Origin of the sequence: Aeromicrobium senzhongii (genome assembly GCF_014334735.1) — a bacterium.
In the GTDB taxonomy this organism is placed as follows: domain Bacteria; phylum Actinomycetota; class Actinomycetes; order Propionibacteriales; family Nocardioidaceae; genus Aeromicrobium; species Aeromicrobium senzhongii.
The window spans coordinates 2,293,571-2,311,287 of sequence record NZ_CP060587.1 but is presented as its reverse complement, the minus strand read 5'-3'; the positions used below and the strand labels follow the sequence as shown (position 1 = coordinate 2,311,287).

General features: G+C 71.0%; 17 protein-coding genes. 10 read left to right on the top strand and 7 right to left on the bottom strand.

The window, feature by feature from the left end:
• The first annotated feature begins 103 nt into the window (after positions 1–103).
• The 5 genes from H9L21_RS11405 (at position 104) to H9L21_RS11385 (ending at position 6,306) form a co-directional block, all read left to right on the top strand.
• The gene (locus H9L21_RS11405; RefSeq protein ID WP_369412460.1) at positions 104–2,842 is read left to right on the top strand and encodes an ATP-binding protein; all 2,739 of its coding nucleotides are present in this window, start codon (positions 104–106) and stop codon (positions 2,840–2,842) included.
• 132 nt (positions 2,843–2,974) lie between these two features.
• On the top strand, positions 2,975–3,856 hold the full coding sequence (locus tag H9L21_RS11400; protein WP_154596788.1) for an ABC transporter ATP-binding protein: 882 nt from the start codon (positions 2,975–2,977) through the stop codon (positions 3,854–3,856).
• Entirely contained in the window at positions 3,849–4,613 is a 765-nt protein-coding gene (locus H9L21_RS11395; protein ID WP_230081559.1) for an ABC transporter permease, read from the top strand. Before H9L21_RS11400 ends, H9L21_RS11395 begins: the two co-directional genes overlap by 8 nt.
• Positions 4,610–5,455: a protein kinase domain-containing protein gene (locus H9L21_RS11390; protein WP_154596789.1), complete on the top strand. Its 846-nt coding sequence runs from the start codon at positions 4,610–4,612 to the stop codon at positions 5,453–5,455. Before H9L21_RS11395 ends, H9L21_RS11390 begins: the two co-directional genes overlap by 4 nt.
• An 11-nt stretch (positions 5,456–5,466) precedes the next feature.
• Positions 5,467–6,306, top strand: coding sequence for an alpha/beta fold hydrolase (locus tag H9L21_RS11385; protein ID WP_154596790.1), 840 nt, complete (start codon positions 5,467–5,469; stop codon positions 6,304–6,306).
• Here H9L21_RS11385 and H9L21_RS11380 read toward each other — a convergent pair.
• Genes H9L21_RS11380 through H9L21_RS11360 form a run of 5 tightly spaced genes read right to left on the bottom strand, consistent with a single transcriptional unit; the run spans position 6,275 to position 8,912 of the window.
• Positions 6,275–7,573 carry a glutaminase gene (locus tag H9L21_RS11380; protein ID WP_154596791.1) on the bottom strand — a complete coding sequence of 433 codons (1,299 nt, stop codon included), beginning with the start codon at positions 7,571–7,573 and terminating at the stop codon, positions 6,275–6,277. The two genes, H9L21_RS11385 and H9L21_RS11380, sit on opposite strands and share 32 nt — an antisense overlap.
• Before the next feature lie 11 nt (positions 7,574–7,584).
• Entirely contained in the window at positions 7,585–7,977 is a 393-nt protein-coding gene (locus H9L21_RS11375) for a GNAT family N-acetyltransferase (protein ID WP_154596792.1), read from the bottom strand.
• On the bottom strand, positions 7,974–8,219 hold the full coding sequence (locus tag H9L21_RS11370; protein ID WP_154596793.1) for a (4Fe-4S)-binding protein: 246 nt from the start codon (positions 8,217–8,219) through the stop codon (positions 7,974–7,976). The genes H9L21_RS11375 and H9L21_RS11370 overlap by 4 nt, the downstream gene beginning before the upstream one ends.
• A complete protein-coding gene (locus H9L21_RS11365) occupies positions 8,216–8,533 on the bottom strand; it encodes a GNAT family N-acetyltransferase (protein ID WP_154596794.1) in 318 nt (105 codons plus the stop codon). The genes H9L21_RS11370 and H9L21_RS11365 overlap by 4 nt, the downstream gene beginning before the upstream one ends.
• A gap of 25 nt (positions 8,534–8,558) precedes the next feature.
• Positions 8,559–8,912 (bottom strand): nuclear transport factor 2 family protein, encoded by a 354-nt coding sequence (locus H9L21_RS11360; protein WP_187411472.1) that lies wholly within the window; start codon positions 8,910–8,912, stop codon positions 8,559–8,561.
• A 58-nt stretch (positions 8,913–8,970) separates the two neighbouring features.
• Here H9L21_RS11360 and H9L21_RS11355 point away from each other — a divergent pair, with 58 nt between their 5' ends.
• The gene (locus H9L21_RS11355) at positions 8,971–9,486 is read left to right on the top strand and encodes a MarR family winged helix-turn-helix transcriptional regulator (RefSeq protein WP_154596796.1); all 516 of its coding nucleotides are present in this window, start codon (positions 8,971–8,973) and stop codon (positions 9,484–9,486) included.
• A 111-nt stretch (positions 9,487–9,597) separates the two neighbouring features.
• On the top strand, positions 9,598–10,254 hold the full coding sequence (locus H9L21_RS11350) for an NAD(P)H-binding protein (protein WP_154596797.1): 657 nt from the start codon (positions 9,598–9,600) through the stop codon (positions 10,252–10,254).
• A 35-nt stretch (positions 10,255–10,289) separates the two neighbouring features.
• Here H9L21_RS11350 and H9L21_RS15505 read toward each other — a convergent pair whose 3' ends face one another.
• Positions 10,290–10,418 (bottom strand): hypothetical protein, encoded by a 129-nt coding sequence (locus tag H9L21_RS15505; protein ID WP_255467039.1) that lies wholly within the window; start codon positions 10,416–10,418, stop codon positions 10,290–10,292.
• A 160-nt stretch (positions 10,419–10,578) separates the two neighbouring features.
• On the opposite strand from H9L21_RS15505, the gene H9L21_RS11345 reads away from it, so the two are divergent.
• Positions 10,579–13,329 carry a helix-turn-helix transcriptional regulator gene (locus H9L21_RS11345; RefSeq protein ID WP_222865773.1) on the top strand — a complete coding sequence of 917 codons (2,751 nt, stop codon included), beginning with the start codon at positions 10,579–10,581 and terminating at the stop codon, positions 13,327–13,329.
• A gap of 126 nt (positions 13,330–13,455) precedes the next feature.
• Here H9L21_RS11345 and H9L21_RS11340 read toward each other — a convergent pair whose 3' ends face one another.
• Positions 13,456–15,234: a thiamine pyrophosphate-requiring protein gene (locus H9L21_RS11340; RefSeq protein ID WP_154596799.1), complete on the bottom strand. Its 1,779-nt coding sequence runs from the start codon at positions 15,232–15,234 to the stop codon at positions 13,456–13,458.
• An 84-nt stretch (positions 15,235–15,318) separates the two neighbouring features.
• On the opposite strand from H9L21_RS11340, the gene H9L21_RS11335 reads away from it, so the two are divergent.
• Entirely contained in the window at positions 15,319–15,963 is a 645-nt protein-coding gene (locus H9L21_RS11335) for a TetR/AcrR family transcriptional regulator (protein WP_154596800.1), read from the top strand.
• A gap of 53 nt (positions 15,964–16,016) precedes the next feature.
• Positions 16,017–17,714, top strand: a complete 1,698-nt coding sequence (locus H9L21_RS11330; RefSeq protein ID WP_154596801.1) for a phytoene desaturase family protein — start codon at positions 16,017–16,019, stop codon at positions 17,712–17,714.
• The last annotated feature ends 3 nt before the right edge of the window (positions 17,715–17,717 follow it).

Here is a 17,717-nt window from a genome sequence, read left to right as displayed (position 1 = left end):
AGGGGCCGCGTCAGCGCTCGCCGACCTCGACACACGCCGGCCGACCGACGCTACACTGCCCGGAACGAGGGCCGACTGCTCCACCTGATGGAGGGAGACGACACTGATCGACCTCCTGAGCAGACGCGCCGAATGTGAGGCGATCGAGCAGCTGTTGTCCGAGGCACGAGCCGGGCGGAGCCGCACGCTCGTGCTGCGGGGAGAGGCCGGGATCGGCAAGACGACGATCCTGAAACGGGCCCGAGACACCGCGGAGCCCGACGTCCGCGTGGTGTTCGCGGCCGCGGCCGAGTCCGAGGCCCAGTTCGCGTTCGCCGGGCTGCACCAGCTCTGCGCGCCGCTGCTGGAGTTCGCGGGTGTCCTGTCGCCGCCCCAGCAGGAAGCGCTCCACGTCGCGCTCGGCGTGCGAGGCGGTGCCGCTCCCGACCGGTTCCTCGTCGGACTGGCCGCCCTGAACCTGCTGTCCGAGGTCGCCGATGCGGGGCCACTGTTGTGCATCGTCGACGACACCCAGTGGCTGGACCAGGCGTCGGCGCAGGTCCTGGCCTTCGTGGCGCGAAGGCTGGCCGCCGAGCGGGTGGCATTGCTCTTCGCGCGCAGGGAGCCCCACGACGGTGACGACCCGTTCACCGGCTTGCCGGAACGGCGTCTCGAGGGGCTCGACGAGGAGGAAGCCCGGATTCTCCTGGCCAGGTCCGGCCATGCGGCGCTGGACACCCGCGTCCGCGACCAGATCATCGCCGAGGCGCGGGGCAATCCTCTGGCGCTGATGGAGCTTCCCCGCAGTGCGCGACCCGAGGGGCTGGCCGGAGGGTTCGGGCTGCCGCACGCGCTGAGCGTGCCGCGGCGGATCGAGGACAGCTTCCGGCGGCGCTCGAGGGATCTGCCCGCGGCGACGCAGGAGCTCCTGCTGATCGCGGCGGCCGAGCCTACGGGCGACGTCGCACTGCTGGAGCGCGCCGCCGCGCAGCTGGACATCGACTGCGGAGCGGCCGACGCCGCGGAGGCCGCCGGGCTGCTGGAGATCGACACGCGGGTGCGGTTCTCCCATCCGCTGGTGCGATCGGCCGTCTACCAGGCTGCGGCGCCGCCAGAACACCGGCGGGTCCACCGTGCGCTGGCCACCGCCACCGATCGCTCCGACCCCGATCGCCGCGCCTGGCACCGTGCGCAGTCGGTGATGGGTGTCGACGAGAGCGTCGCGGCCGAGCTCGAGGCCTCGGCCGGCCGGGCGCGCGCCCGTGGCGGGCTCGCCGCTGCCGCCGCGTTCCTGCAGCGGGCGGTCGAGCTGACGCCGGACCCCGCATTCCGCGCGAGACGCGCACTGGACGCCGCCCTGGCCATGCACGAGGCGGGGATGTCCTCCGCCGCTCTGCAGCTGTTGGACATCGCCGAGGCCGGACTCCTCGACACGCTGCAGTGCGCCCGGGCCCAGTTGATGCGTGCCCAGATCGGCTTCCACCTGAAGCGTGGCAGCGACATGGCCGCGATGCTCCTGGACGCCGCCAGGACGCTCGCTCCACTCGACCCTGCCATGTCGCGCGAGACCTACCTGGACGCGATGGATGCGGCGATCGTCGCGGGGGTCCACGGCTCCGGCGGGGGAGTGCGGGAGGTGGCCGAGGCGGCCCTGGCCGCGCCGCCCTCGCCGGCGCCGCCTCGCCCGGCCGACCTGCTGCTCGACGGGTTGGTGACGCGGTTCACGACGGGGTACGACGCCAGTGTGCCGATGCTGCGTCGGGCGCTGGAGGCGTTCCGGGAGCACGAGCCACATACGGAGTACGTGGCGGACGACCACCGGTGGCTCTGGCTCGCGGGTCGGACCGCGGTGTCGCTCTTCGACGACGAGCTGCTCCACAAGCTGGCGGAACGTCACGTGCGATTCGCCCGTGAGTCCGGGGCGCTGGCCGCCCTCCCCGGTGCCCTGTTCGTCCAGTTGATCGGCCTGGTGCTCTCGGGCGAGCTCGCCCGCGCCGAGCTCGCGACCCAGCAGACCGCGATCACGACGTCCATCACCGCTGCGCCCCTGCGCCACGCCCAGCTCGTGCTGGCGGCCTGGCGCGGCCGTCCCGACGAGACCCTGGAGATCGCCGCGACCCTCGAACGAGAGTCCGTCGGGACCGGGAAGCGCACCGAGACCGTCCTTTCCCAGTACGCCATGGCGGTCCTGCACAACGGTCTCGGCAACTACTCCCGGGCGCAGGAGGCGGGCACGCGGGCGATCGGATCCGCTGCGTGGGCGTACAACAACCTCGCTCACTCCGAGCTCATCGAGGCCGCCTGCCGGGCCGGTCAGCCAGAGCGCGTGGCCGATGTGCTGGAGGAGCTCTGCTCGCGCGCTGCCGCGAGCGGCGCCCCCTGGGGACTCGGGCTGGCGGCGCGCTCCCGTGCGTTGGTGACCGACGGCGCGGCGGCCGAGAAGCACTACCTCGAGGCGATCGAGCATCTCGGGGGTGGCCGGCTGGCCAGTCACCTGGCGCGGGCTCACCTCGTCTACGGTGAGTGGCTCCGCCGCGAGGGCCGACGACAGGACGCACGCCAGCAGCTGCGGATCGCCCACGAGATGCTCACCGACATCGGTGCCGAGGCGTTCGCCGAACGCGCGGCCCGCGAACTGCGGACCACCGGTGAGCACCCCCGCAGCCGGACCGCCCAGCCGACCGATGCGCTCACGGCCCAGGAGCTGCACGTCGCGCGGCTCGTGGCGACCGGCGCGACGTCCCGCGAGGTCGGTGCGCAGCTGTTCCTGAGCCCGCGCACGATCGAGGCCCATCTGCGCAGCATCTACCGCAAGTTCGGCATCACCTCGCGCCGCCAGCTGCGCGAGATGCGACTGTCCTGACCACCTACGTAGGTCGGGACGCGGTGACGACCGTGACCCCATCAGGGACTTCTACCGACGCGACCGCGCACCCGACGGTGTGAGCCTGAGGGCACGCCCGCTGTCGGGACCCTCCACACGAAGAGATGCGCCATGGCCATCAGCCCAGTAGTCGTCGTCGACGACCTGTCCGTCACCTACGACGACTTCCCCGCCGTCAAGAGCCTCTCGTTGCAGGTCGAGCGGGGCGAGTTCTACGCCCTTCTCGGCACCAACGGGGCAGGGAAGACCTCGACCCTCGAGGTCATGGAAGGCCACCGCCAGCCGTCGTCCGGCAGCGTGCGGATCTTCGGTGAGAGCCCGACGAACCGGCGAGAGGTGCGCCCGCGAACCGGGATCATGCTCCAGGAGAGCGGCTTCTCGCCCGACCTGTCCGTGCGGGAGTCGGTGGGGCTGATCGGCTCGCTGAGTGGTCGGCGTGACGACGTCGCACGGGTCCTGGACATCTCCGGTCTCGCGCACCGGGCCGCCACCCGGGTGTCCCAGCTCTCGGGCGGCGAGAAGCGCCGGCTGGACTTCGCCACCGCCGTGTACGGGGGACCCGAGCTGGTCATCCTGGACGAGCCGACGACGGGTCTGGACATCCAGTCGCGTGACGCACTCTGGGACGCGGTGGATCGATTGCGCGACCGGGGATCCACGATCGTGCTCACCACCCATTACCTGGAGGAGGCACAGCAACGCGCCGACCGCATCGGCATCATGCACCAAGGCACGTTGCGCGAGGAGGGAACGGTCGCCGAGTTGACCCAGGCCCTGCCGTCGGTGATCAGCTTCTCGCTCCCACCCGGCATACCCGAGCCACCGATCGACACCGTGCGGGTCGGCGGTGGGTTCCACGTCGAGACCTTCGCCCTGCAGAAGGACCTGTACCTCCTGCTCGCCTGGGCCGAAGACGCCGGTGTGGAGCTGCAGGACCTGCAGGCCGCGCCGACGCGCCTCGACGACGTGTTCCGGGTGATCAGCCATGACTGACACGACCCGGCACGGTGCCATGAACCGGACCACGGGCGTGGTGGGGATCGCCCGCAGTGAGTTGGTCCAGGTCTTCCGGAACCGGCTGGTCCTGGTCTCGGGCCTGGTCATCCCGGTGGCGGTGAGCGCCACGTTCGTCTACCAGCACGAGACCCTCGCCGACCAGGCCAGCCTCGGGTACATCGCCGCGATCATGCTGTTCATCGTGATGGCCTTCGGGCTCTACACGACCGCGGTGACGACGTTGGCGTCGCGGCGACAGAACCTGTTCCTCAAGCGGCTGCGCTCCACCGCCGTCGGTGACGTCGAGATCCTCATCGGGTTGCTCCTGCCGCTCACCGCCATCGCACTGGTCCAGACGGTCGTGATCCTGGCGGTGCTCGCCGCGGTGGCCGGTCCGCCGGCCGACGTCGCGGTCCTCGCCGTGGCGATCCTGGTCCTGACCGCCATGATGATCGCCCTCGCGCTGGCGACCACCGGACTGACGAACTCGCCGGAGCACGCGCAGGTGACCACCCTGCCGATCAGCCTGCTGCTGATCGGGGTCGCCAGTTGGGTCGGCCTGACGGGCACGAGCGAATTGACCACGATCAAGCAACTGCTCCCGGGCGGCGCGGTCACCGAGTTGGTCATGGGCGCCTGGAACGGTGGTCTCCCGCTGACCGACGCACTGCAGCTGTTGCTCCGGAGCGTGGGCTGGGTGGTCGTGGCCGTCGTCGCGGCGGGCCGGTTCTTCCGCTGGGAGCCGCGGCGATGAGTCCCACCCGCGTCCTCGACGGCCGCTACGAGATGGGGGGCGTCATCGGTCACGGTGGCATGGCAGCCGTCCACTGCGGTCGTGACATCCCCTCGGGCGACTGCGTCGCCATCAAGGTGCTCCGTCCGGACCTCGCCGAGGATCCGCGCTTCCGTTCCCGGTTCCGCAGCGAGGCCGAGACCATGGCCGGGCTGGACCATCCTGCGATCGTCTCGATCGTGGGCACCGGCTACGACGGAGGTGAGGACGCGGCGGACGCGGCACGAGTGCCGTTCATCGTCATGGAGCACGTCGCCGGCCGGTCCCTGCGCGAACTGATGCGGGCCGGCGGCGTGACCGTCGAGCAGGCGATCGAGTACCTGGTCGGGGTCCTCACGGCCTTGGAGTTCAGCCATCGGGCCGGTGTCGTCCACTGCGACATCAAGCCGGCCAACGTGATGGTCACGCCCGAAGGCGCCGTCAAGCTCGTGGACTTCGGGATCGCGCGGGCCAGTGGGGAACGGGCCGATGCGATCACCCAGACCTTGCAGTTCCTCGGAACGCCCGGCTACCTGTCGCCGGAGCAGGTCCGGGGCGAGCCCTTGGACGCCGCCAGCGACCTGTATTCGGCGGGATGCCTGCTCCACGAGCTGCTGACCGGTCGGCCGCCCTTCACCGGTGATCCGATCTCGGTCGCCTACCAACACGTCCACGAGGAGCCACCGGCGGCCGGCACGTCCGTCCCCGGCCTCGATGCCGTGCTCGCGAGGGCACTGGCCAAGACCCGCGGGGATCGATTCCCGAGCGCGCGAGCGTTCCGCGACGCCCTGCTGGCCACCACCGCACCGCAGTTCACCGAATGAAGGAACAGATCATGGGATTCATCACCGTCGGCACCGAGAACAGCACGCCGATCGAGCTCTACTACGAGGACCAGGGGACGGGGCAGCCCGTCGTGCTCATCCACGGCTACCCGCTGAACGGGCACAGCTGGGAGCGCCAGACCCGGGTGCTGCTCGAGGCGGGGTACCGGGTCATCACCTACGACCGCCGCGGCTTCGGGCAGTCGTCCAAGGTCGGATCGGGCTATGACTACGACACCTTCGCCGCCGACCTGCACGTCGTCCTGCGAGCACTCGACCTGCGCGACGTCGTCCTGGTCGGCTTCTCGATGGGTACGGGCGAACTGGCCCGCTACGTGTCGACGTACGGGCCCGACCGGGTCGCGAAGCTCGCCTTCCTCGCCTCCTTGGAGCCCTACCTGGTCGAGGCCGACGACAACGCCGGGGGCGTGCCCCGCAAGGTCTTCGACGAGATCGAGCTGGCCGCGAAGAGCGACCGCTACGCCTGGTACACGGAGTTCTTCTCCGACTTCTACAACCTCGCCGAGACCTTCGGCAGCCGGATCAGCCAGGAGGCCGTGACCGCCAGCTGGAACGTCGCCGTCTCGAGCGCCCCGGTGGCCTCGTACGCGGTCGTGTCGTCGTGGATCGAGGACTTCCGGGAGGACGTCGACGCGGTCAGGCGCAGCGGCCTGCCGGCGCTGATCCTGCACGGCACCGCGGACAACATCCTGCCCATCGACGCGACGGCGCGCCGGTTCCGCCAGCTGCTCCCGGACGCCGAGTACCTCGAGATCGAGGGCGCGCCCCACGGGCTGCTCTGGACCCACGCCGACGAGGTCAACGCCGCGCTGGTGTCCTTCCTGGGCTGATCGGGCCGGCGAGGGCGTCCGTCACCGTGACACGGCCGCCCTCGCCCGGGTCGGGGTCCGGCAGGATCGAGTCGGGGTCGACGAGGTGGACGTCGTGACCGTCCAGCGTGAGGCGCCGCGCGACCTCCAGGATCATGCGCCGTGCCACGTCGTCGATCGAATGGACCAGCGTGAGGTCCAGTGCGACGGTGGTCTCGGGGAACACCTGGTCCGCCACTTCGCGCACGATCCGCTCGGCACCGGCGAAGCGGATCCCGCCCTGCAGCTGGATCACGCGAACGGCATCGGCGCCGGTGCCCATGGCGCGATGGGAGCGCACGACCGACGGAGCGGACGGCGGCGCCGCCATCACGTGCATGCCGGCGTCGGACGAGAAGCGCTCGAACAGCGACACCCCGCGCACGCTGTTGCCATGGACGTCCAGCCGGGGGGAGAAGGTCGCGATCCCGAGTTGGCCGGGCAGGGCGCCGATCAGGCCTCCGGCCACACCGCTCTTGGCCGGGATGCCCACCTGGGTGGCCCAGTCGCCCGCCGCGTCGTACATCCCGCAGGTGGCCATGACGCTCAGCACCTGGCGCACGACGGGCTCGGCGACCACCTGCTCGCCCGACAGCGGGTTCACGCCGCGGTTGGCCAACGTGGCGGCCATGATGCCCAGGTCCCGCGCGGTGACGAGCACGGAGCACTGGCGGACGTACCCGTCGACCACGGCTCGGGGATCCTCGGTGAGGATGCGGTGACTGCGCAGCATGTTCGCGATCGCCAGATTGCGCCAGGCCTCCTCCATCTCCGACGCGCACACCGCCTCGTCGACCGACAGGGGCCGGCCGGCGAAGGCGGACAGGCCCTCGACCACCCGCGTCACCCGCCGTGCCGGGTCCAGGTCGGGCGAGCCGACCAGCGAGTGCGTCGTGATCGCGCCGGCGTTGATCATCGGATTGCGCGGGCGCCCGGTCTCGTCCTCGAGGGAGATCTCGTTGAACGCCTCGCCGGACGGCTCCACGCCGACCTTGGCCAGCACCGCGTCGAAGCCGCGGTCGGCCAGGGCCAGCGCGTAGGCGAACGGCTTGGAGATCGACTGGATCGTGAACTCGGTGTCGATGTCGCCGGCACCGTAGATCGTGCCGTCGAGCGTGGCGAAGACCGCGCCGAGGCGGTCGGGATCGGCTGCCGCGAGCTCGGGGATGTACCCCGCGGGCTCTCCTGAGACGTCGGCCTCGACGTCGGCGAGCGCCTCGGCCAGGTAGTCGGGGATCAGCGAGCGCATGCCGCCGGTCCTCACGCGTCGCCGCGGACGGCGTGGGTGACGAGCGCGATGTCGTCGGGACGCGGCGAGCGGAAGACCCCACCGCGGGCGCTGTACTCGCTGCCGTGGTTCTGCAGGTGCCTGGCGAAGACCGGGCACACGGGCACGACCGTGATGCTCTTGCGGATGCTGTCGTCCAGCGCCTCGCGCACGAGCAGCCCGGCCAGCCCGCGCCCGCCGAACCTCTCGTCGACCTCGGTGTGGAAGAAGATCCGGGGGTGGCCCGCGCCGGGGGCATCGACGAAGTCGGCCCGGCCGACGGCCGAGCCGCCCTCGAGGCGCACTGTGTACGAGCCGATGGGGTCGCCGTTCTCGAGCGTGATCTGCACGGGTGTGCCCGTCGTGTCCGTCCGTGTCGTGGTCATGGGGTCGTCCTTCCTGGCGTGGGAGAGTCCTGGATGCGCAAGGCCCCGGACGGGCAACGCCCGACGACGCGACGCAGGGTCTCGGCGCGGTCCTCGGTGTCGGCGCGCCCGGGATCGATCCAGGGCCGGCTCGCCACGTCGAAGACCTCCGGCATGCCGCGGACGCACTCGGCGGCGTGGCGGCACAGGTCCCCGTCGAACGAGACCTCGACGATCGGACCGTCGTACGTCTTGCGGGTCATGTCAGTCCCCCCGCCGTCGGCTCGGGGACGCCGTACACCATCGGCACGTACTCGCGATGACGTCCGAGCCACCCCTTGAAGAACGGGCACAGCGGCATCACCTTGCGCTGTCCGTCGGCGCGGACGTCGTCCATCGCGAACCGGGCCAGCGCCGACCCGACGCCCAGGCCCTCGAACCGCGGGTCGACCTCGGTGTGCGTGAAGACGATCAGATCGTCGGTGCGGATGTACTCGGCGAAGCCGGCGGCCTCGCCACCGGTGCTCGCCTCGTAGCGCAGTCTGGCGGGGTCATGGACCACGTGGATCTCGGTCATGCGCTCGTCCTTCTCGGTGGGGTGCTCATGGGGTGTCGATGACCACGTACAGGGCGGCCACGTCGTGATCGCGGATGAACAGGACGTCTCGGCCGCTGGCCACGACAGGACCGTCGGGTGTACCGAGCGACCAGGGGTAGGTGACCAGGTCCTGCGCCACCTGGATCGGTCCGGACCGGCGGAGCTCCGTGCCGGGCACCTGGGACTGCAGGGCGGCGATCGCCTGCTCCATGCCCTCGTGTCCGGTCAGGGTGCCCTGAGGCTCGCCGATGACCACGTCGGGGGCGTACACCGAGGCGATCGCCGTGAGCCGTTCCGGGCCCGCGGGGGAGTTCCAGGTGTCGAGGTGGGTCGTGACGATGGCTTCGGTGTCGTTCATGCGGTGTCCTTCCTGTCCGGTTGCTTTGTCAAGCAAGTACCGGCTAGCGTCGTCATTCATGGTCGAACCACATGGGTCCGGTGAAGTCGTTCCTCTCTCGGCACAGGAGGAGGCGGCGTGGCGCGCGCTGACGCGGGCCGTCCTGGTGATCCCGCGGGTGATCGATGCTGACCTCATGCAGGACCAGGGCATCGGCGGCACGGAGTACGTGGTCCTGATGACGCTCTCGGAGGCCCCGGAGGGCTCGATGCGCATGAGCCAGCTGGCCAGTCACGTCGCGATCTCGGTGAGCGGCCTCAGTCGGGTCGTGGGTCGCCTCGAGCGCGAACGCCTCGTGGAGCGGTCGCGCTCCGCCGATGACGGTCGGGGTCAGGTCGCCCGCATCACGCCGGCCGGAATGCGATGCCTGGAGGCGGCGTGGCCCGTCCATCTCGCCAGCGTCCGCCGGCGGGTGATGGACCATCTGCAGGGCGTGGACCTGGAGGCGTTCGCCACCGCGATGGAGCAGATCGCCGAGCCCGCGGTCGACTCGACGGGCCGGCGCCGAGCGCGGGGGCCGGTCGCTCGGCCGTGACTCGCGGTGGTCCATCGTCGCCCCCGTCCCCGCAATGTGCTTGCACAAGCAAGTATTCGGGGTGAGAGAGTGAGAGTCAAGAGCACCACCGCATCGGGAGGAGCTGGCCGCATGAAGGTCTTCATCATCGGAGTGACCGGAGCCGTCGGGGTACTCGTGGCGGAACGGTTGGTGGCGCGCGGAGTCACCGTCGCCGGTCTCGTGCGTCGAGAGGAACAGCGCGAGCGACTGGCTTCCCGATCGGTGGACACGGAGGTCGGCGACCTCGCCGATCTGTCGGAGGACCAACTGGCGACGATGCTCGCGGAGTCGGACGTCGTGGTCTACACCGCCGGGTCTAACGCCGGGGCCACCGAGGTCACCGATGCCATCGACGGTGCCGGGGTGGTGAAGGCGCTGGCTGCTGCCGGCGAGGTGGATGCGCGGTTCGTGCTGGTGTCGGTGCTTCCCGAGTCATGGCGCGAGCGCGACCTCGACGCGGAGGTCGAGCACTACTTCGCGGTGAAGAAGGAGACGGACGTCGCCGTGAGCCGCGCCAGTAGCGACTGGGTCATCATCCGGCCCTCGCTCCTGCTGGACGAGCCGGGACGCGGCACCGTCTCGCTCGGACCGGCCGAGCTCCACGACGAGATCCCGCGCGAGGACGTCGCGGACACCCTCGTCGAAGTGATCCTCGAGCCCCGGATCAACCGGCAGATCCTTGAGCTGAACACCGGTCCGACGCCGATTCCAGAAGCGGTGCGGGGGAACGTCCACGAACTCAGCTGACGACGCGCTCCGCGCGCCGCAGGTCGGCGATCAACTCATCGCGGCTGCCCGTCGGCGCTGCGGGTCTTCGACACCAACGCCGTCGGCATCGTGCGGGTGACGGAGGCCGCCCTGCCGCTGTTGCGCAGGTCCACCCACGCGGTGGTCGTGACGGTGGCGACCATCGGCGCCGACGGCCCCACCGGGACCCTGCGAGACGAGTCCGGAGTACTGCCCTGGTGATCGCGAATGCCGGTGATGCCCACCATGCCCCACCGCTGTCCGCTATGTTCACCACCACCACGGCGGAGCGCGCCACCTGGTCGATGGGCACCGAGAACTGAGGTGACGACACTGACTGATCTCCTGGGGAGACGAGGAGAGCGCGACGCGGTCGAGCAGCTCCTGGTGCACGCGCGGGCCGGACGCAGCGGCAGCCTCGTGGTGTGCGGGGAGGCCGGCATCGGCAAGACCGCGATCCTCGAGCTGGCCCGCGACCTCGGCGCTGCGCAGTTCCAGGTGGTGTCCGCGAGCGGTGTGGAGTCCGAGACCGAGTTCGCGTTCGCGGGGTTGCACCAGATGTGTGCTCCACTGCTGCACCACGCGGACATCCTCTCCGACCCGCAGCGCGAGGCGCTCCTCGTGGCCCTCGGGCGGCAGACCGGCCCCGCCCCCGACCTGTTCCTGGTCGGTCTCGCCGTCCTCAACCTCTGGTCCGATGCCGCGGACGAGCAGCCGCTGCTGTGCGTCGTCGACGACGTGCAGTGGTTCGACCAGGCCTCGGCCCAGGTCCTGGCCTTCGTGGCGCGTCGGTTGTCCGCCGAGCGAGTGGCGTTGCTGTTCGGCCGCCGCGAGACCGAAGGGGACCATCACGATCCCTTCCGGGGTCTGGCGGAGATCCACGTGGGACGGCTCTCCGATCCGGAGTCGCGCCAGCTCCTGGAGACGGTCACCAACGTGACGATGGACAAGAGCGTGCGCGATCAGATCATCGCGGAGGCGCGCGGCAATCCGCTGGCCCTGCTGGAGCTGCCCCGCAGCGCGCGACCCGAGCGGCTGGCCGGAGGCTATGCCTTGCCGTACGTCGCGGGTGTCCCGCGGCGCATCGAGGACAGCTTCCGGAGACGCTCCCGGGACCTTCCTCCCGACACGCAGGAGCTGCTGCTGATCGCGGCGGCCGAGCCCACCGGCGATCCGGCGCTGCTGGAGCGCGCCGCGGCCCGGTTGGATCTCGACGTCCAGGCAGCGGTGGCAGCCGAATCGGCCGGACTGTTGGAGATCGGCCCGGCCCGGGTGCGATTCGCCCATCCGCTCGTTCGATCGGCCGTGTACCAGGCGGCGAACCCCCAGGACCATCGACGGGTGCATCGCGCGTTGGCCGAGGCCACCGTGGCGTCCGATCCCGATCGCCGCGCCTGGCACCGTGCGCAGGCGGTGCAGGGGGTCGACGAGCAGGTCGCGGCCGAGCTCGAGGTGTCGGCCGTTCGCGCTCGATCCCGGGGTGGCTTGGCGGCGGCCGCGGCGTTCTTGCAGGGCGCGGCCGAGCTGACGCCGGATCCTGTGCTGCGCGCGAAGCGTTCGCTCGCCGCGGCACTCGCCAAGTACGAGGCCGGATCGTTCGACGAGGCCCGGCGACTGATCGAGGTTGCCGTCGGCGTCAACCTGGAACCTCTCGACGGCGCTCGCGCCGTTCTTCTGCGCACCCGGATGGACTACCAGGAGGCCCGGCACAGCAGCCCGCCCAAGGCGTTGTTGGCGGTCGCCGCGGGGCTGGCTCCTCTCGACCCGGTGCTCTCCCGCGAGACGTACCTCGACGCGTTGGACGGAGCGATCGTCACCGGTGGTGTGGAACCGGGATGGGGCCCGCGGGTCGCGGCCGAGGCGGCGTTGAATGCTCCACCTGCGCCGACGCCACCGCAGCCGGCGGACCTGCTGCTCGACGGGCTGACGACCATGTACACGCAAGGCTACGAAGCCAGCGTCCCCGAGCTCCGCAGGGCACTGGATGCGATGGTCGCGCTCGAGCCGTGTGCCGATCTGGACGGCAGCCGCCGCTGGCTGGGGTTGGCCAGCCGGACGGCCATAGCGTTGTTCGACGACGACCTCGTCAACGCGCTGGCCGACCGGCACGTGGCGCTCGCCCGCGAGGCGGGCGCGCTGGCGACGTTGCCGACTGCCCTGCTCATCCAGTCGCTCATGGCGGTGCTCTCCGGTGATCTGGCCCGCGCCGAACTGGTGGCGGGCCAGACCTCGATCCTGGCGCCGTCGCGAGCTCTGCCGCAGCTGCACGCCCATCTGATCCTCGCCGCGTGGCGCGGGGCCACCGAGGAGGCGTCCGAGCTCCGAGCGAGCGTGGAGCGAGGGTCCGAAGGCCCCGCCCAGCGCACCGAGCGCCTCATGACCACGTACGCCATGTCGGTACTGCACAACGGCCACGGAGACTATGCGGCGGCACTCGAGGTGGCATTGCAGTCCTTCCAGGCCTCCGAGCTGTCCCACGGCAGTCTGCCCCACACCGAGCTCGTCGAGGCCGCGTGCCGCCAGGGCCGGCCAGAGCTCGCCGCCGAGGCGCTGGCTGAGCTCACCGCGCGCGCTCAGGCCAGCGGCACCTCGTGGGGCCTGGGGTTGGCGGCTCGCTCGCGGGCGCTCGTCAGCAGTGGGTCGGAGGCCGAGGCGCTCTATCGAGAGGCGATCGAGCACCTGGCCAAGCCGCGGACGGCCGGCCACCTCGCTCGCGCCCATCTGCTCTACGGGGAGTGGCTGCGTCGGGAGGGTCGCCGTCAGGACGCGCGCGAGCAGCTGCGCACGGCTCACAGGATGCTCGCGGAGATGGGTGCCGCGGGGTTCGCCGAGCGGGCCGCGCGCGAGTTGCGGGCCACGGGCGAGCACCCGCGCCGGCGCGACGCCCAGGCGGCGGATGCGCTCACCGAGCAGGAGCTTCAGGTCGCCCGACTCGTGGCCACGGGTGCGACCTCGAAGGAGGTCGGTGCGGCGCTGTTCCTCAGCCCGCGCACGATCGAGGCTCATCTGCGCAACATCTTCCGCAAGCTCGGCATCACCTCCCGCCGTCAGCTCAAGCAGATGTGGCTTCTCTGACCCGACGCCGGGCCGACAGGCCCGCCCGCTGCGACGGTCTACGTAGGGCATCGTGGCCGCGCGAGGACCTCATGACGAGCCTGCGCCTGCTCGAGGACAACGTCAGCGAGCCATGAGTCACCGGCCTCAGTCCGCCTCCTGCGCGGCCTGCTGGTCCAGCAGGGCCCGCGCGTGCGCGGCGTCCTCCTCCTGGTCGAGGGCGCGGTGGAAGCTCTCGAGTTTCTCCTCGCCGGCGGGGAAAGGGGGCAGCAACGGCACGTCGGGGTCGACGATCGCCTCGATCACGACCGGCCGGTCCGCCGAGAGGGCCCGGTCCCACGCCGCGTCGACGTCCTCGGGGCGCTCGACCCGGATCCCGGTGAGGCCCAGCAGGTCGGCGTAGCCCGCGTAGGGGAAGTCCGGCAGTGACTGGCTGACGTCGTAGCGGGGGTCGCCCTCGGTCTCGCGCTGCTCCCACGTCACCTCGGCGAGGTCGCCGTTGTTGAGCACCAGGACGACGAAGCGGGGGTCGGTCCAGTCCCGCCAGCGCGAGGCGACGGTGACGAGCTCGGCGATGCCGTTCATCTGCATCGCGCCGTCGCCGACGAGCGCGACGACGGGCCGGTCGGGAGCGGACAGCTTGGCGGCCAGGCCGTAGGGCAGGCCTGAGCCCATGGAGGCCAGGGTGGACGACAGGTGCGCCTGGACTCCCGGGGGCAGGGTCAGGTGCCGGGCGTACCAGTAGACGACCGAACCCACGTCGACGCTGACCTGCGCGTCGGACGGCAGCCGGGGCGTGAGGGCGCGGACCACGAGCTCGGGGCTGAGGGGTGCGGCGTCGGTGTGGGCCCGCTCCTCGGCGATGCGGTGCCAGCGTTCGACCTGCTCGACCACCTCGGTCCGCCACGTGGTGTCCGGCTTCTCCTTCAGCAACGGCAACAGCGCGGTGAGCGTCTCGGTGGTGTCGCCGACCAGGCCCACGTCGACGGGGTAGCGGTTGCCCAGGTGGCGCCCGTCGATGTCGATCTGGACGGCTCGAGCCTGGCCGGGCGCGGGATAGAACTCGGTCCACGGGTCGTTGGTGCCGATCATCAGCAGCGTGTCGCACTGGTCCATCAGCCATCCGGAGGCGGTGGTGCCGAGATGGCCCATGACGCCGCAACTGATCGGCAGGGTCTCGTCCCACCACGGCTTGCCCAGCAGGCTCGTCGTGACGCCGGCGCCGAGCCGCTCGGCCACGGTGCGCACGAGGTCACCCGCGTCGCGGGCGCCCTGACCCACGAGGAGGGCGACCCGCTCGCCGGAGTTCAGCACCTCGGCGGCCTCGGCCAGATCGCTGTCCGCCGGGATCACGCGAGGCGGTCGCCATTGCGGCGTGGTGGGCACGACCCCGTGCTCGTGCGGGGGGACCTCGGGGGCCGGTGCGACCTGCACGTCGTGCGGCAGGATGACCACGCACGGCGATCTGGTCGCGAGCGCGGTCCGGAAGGCCCGGTCCACGACCATGGCCGCCTGCTCGGGCGCGAGCACAGCCTGGACGTACTGCGCCGCGACGTCCTTGAACAGCGCGCTCAGGTCGATCTCCTGCTGGTACTCCGCACCGAGCGCGGTGGTGGGCTGCTGGCCGACGATGGCGACGACGGGCTGGTGATCGAGCTTGGCGTCGTACAACCCGTTGAGCAGGTGCACGGCACCCGGACCCTGGGTGCTGATCATGACGCCCACGCCGCCGGTGTACTTCGCGTGGCCGACCGCCATGAGCGCGGCGTTCTCCTCGTGCCGCGCCTGGACGAATGCCGGATCGCCTCCGGCGCGGCGCAGGGCGCCCATGAGGCCGTTGATCCCGTCGCCGGAGTACCCGAACGTGCGGTGCACGCCCCAGGCGCGCAGCCGCTCGACCACCAGATCTGCGACCAGTCGCTCCATGGTTCTCCCTCTCCGTCGGACGTGGTTCCCGTCCTGTACCCGGTATCCCCGCTGACAAACGAGCCGCGGTCCTAGGGTGGTGGCGTGAGCGAGCCCGAGCAGTCCGCCGCGGCGCGGGGATTGCGCCGCAGGGAGCGCACGCGCGCCCTGCTGCTCGACGCGGCCGAGCTCCTGGTCTCGCAGCGCGCACCCGAGGAGATCCGGATCGAGGACGTCGCCGCGCAGGCGGGGGTCTCGCCGGCCTCGGTGTACGTGCACTTCGGGACGAAGGACGGGCTGTTGGCCGCAGTGACGGAGCGGGTCCTGGGCGTCGCGACGGATGCCCTGCGTGCGGCCTACGCGGCCGACACGTCCCCGCTCGAGCGGTTCGCCGGTGTCGGCGTGGCCTACCTGCGGCTGCTGCTCGACCACCCGGTGGTCGTGAAGTACCTGACTGCCACGGGGGAGCGCGGTCCGACGACGGCCGTCGAGACCCAGGTCGTCGAGCGGTTCGGCGAGCTCCGGCGTGAGTTCGAGCAGAGCATCCGCGAAGCCGTCGAGAGCGGAGCGATCCGCCGCGTCGATCCCGAGTTGATGTCGTTCTTCCTGTTCGGCTCATGGAACGGTGTCGCCGCGCTGGCGCTGCGCCGCGACGCGTTGGTGTTGGCGCCCGAGCGCGTGGAGACCGCCGTGATCGAGGCCGGACTCGTCCTGCTCGAGGGCCTCATCGTGCAGCCGTCGGACGCGTGAGACGTGGTTAACTGGAGTCCGACTCCAGATCACCCCTCGAAAGCGATTCACCCATGACGCAGACCGCCACGCCCTCGACCGAGACTCCCGAGTCCGGTCCCGAGACCTGGGACGCGATCGTCGTGGGCGCGGGGCCCGGAGGCCTGACGACCGCGGCGTACCTCGCGGCGAACGGCACGAAGGTGCTGGTGCTGGAGGCGAACCAGGTCGTCGGAGGCAGCACGCAGGTCTTCCGTCGCGCGGGCAACAAGTTCGAGTTCGACGTCGGTACCCACTACGTGGGGGAGTGCGGTCCCGGCGGTCGGATGCAGACGGCGTTGTCCGGTCTGGCGCTGACCGAGCGCATCAAGTGGCTGCGCCAGAACCCCGAGGGCCACTGCCGGATCATGGTTCCGGGCACGACGTTCCACACGCCGACGGGGTGGGACACGTACCTCGAGCGGCTGATCGCGGCGTTCCCCGAGGAGGAGAAGGGTCTGCGCCGGTGCGTGCGGATCCTGCGGATCATCTCGGCGGGGGAGGAGCCGCGGCTGAAGCCGTGGATGCTGCTGCGCTGGGGACTGCGCCCGATCACCAAGCTGATGGACGCCTGCGGGCTCAGCGCCGACGCCCAGGCCGTGATCCTCGCGGAGAACGGCGACTACACGTGGCCGCCGTACCGCACGCCCGCGGTCATGCACGGCGGCCTGCTGCACCACTACCTGCAGGACGGCGCCTACTACCCGCGCGGCGGCGGACAGGTGATCGGCGCGCACCTGACCGACGTGATCCAGTCCTACGGCGGGACGGTCCGCACCAAGTCGCGCGCCGAGCGCATCCTCATCGAGGACGGCCGAGCCGTCGGAGTCCGCCTGCGCGGCGGCGAGGAGTTCCGCTCCGACGTCGTCGTGGCAGCGGGCGACTACAAGCTGACCTGGACCGAGCTGGTCGGTGACGAGCACCTGACGCGGAAGCTCCGCAAGCGCCTGGCGAACCTGGAGATGACGCAGCCGATGTTCGCGGTCTACGTCGCGCTCGACGTCGACCTGCGCGAGCGCGACACCCCTCCGCTGGCGTGGGTGTGGCCGAACAACGACGTCGACGGTTACTACCGCGAGGTCGAGGCGGGCCGCTGCCCCGAGCAGATGCCCGTCGGCATCAGCTGCCCGACGGCGAAGGATCCGGAGGGCACGCACTCGGCGCCGCCCGGTTACTCGACGCTCGAGCTGGTCAGCTGGGCACCCAAGGAGCACGCGTTCTGGAACGTCGACGCCGACCCGATGGGCGGCGCCGAGTACGGGCGCGACGAGGAGTACCGCCGGCTCAAGGACGAGCTCACCGAGCGCGTGCTGGACACGGCGTCGCTGATGATCCCGGACCTGCGCGAGCGGATGGTCTTCTGCGAGGCGTCCACCCCGATGACGCAGGAGCGCTTCACCCTGACCTCGGACGGCTCCTGCTACGGGATCGCGCCGCTGCTCAAGAACCTCGGCCCGTTCCGGCCGAAGGTCACGACCCACATCCCGGGCCTGTTCCTGGGCGGGGCCAGCACCGAGTTCATGTTCGGCATCAACGCCACGATCTGGGGCGGCATGAAGACGGCCGGAGTGATCCTGGGCCGCGACCTCGAGCGAGAGGTCAAGGACGGCGCGGTCTTCGTCGACGAGGCGAAGCTGACCGAGATCACCGAGGACTGGGACCCGCTGCTGGCCTCGAAGCCCGGCTCGGTCATCCGCCGCGCCGCGCGCCGCCGACCTCGCGCGAACGCCTGACGA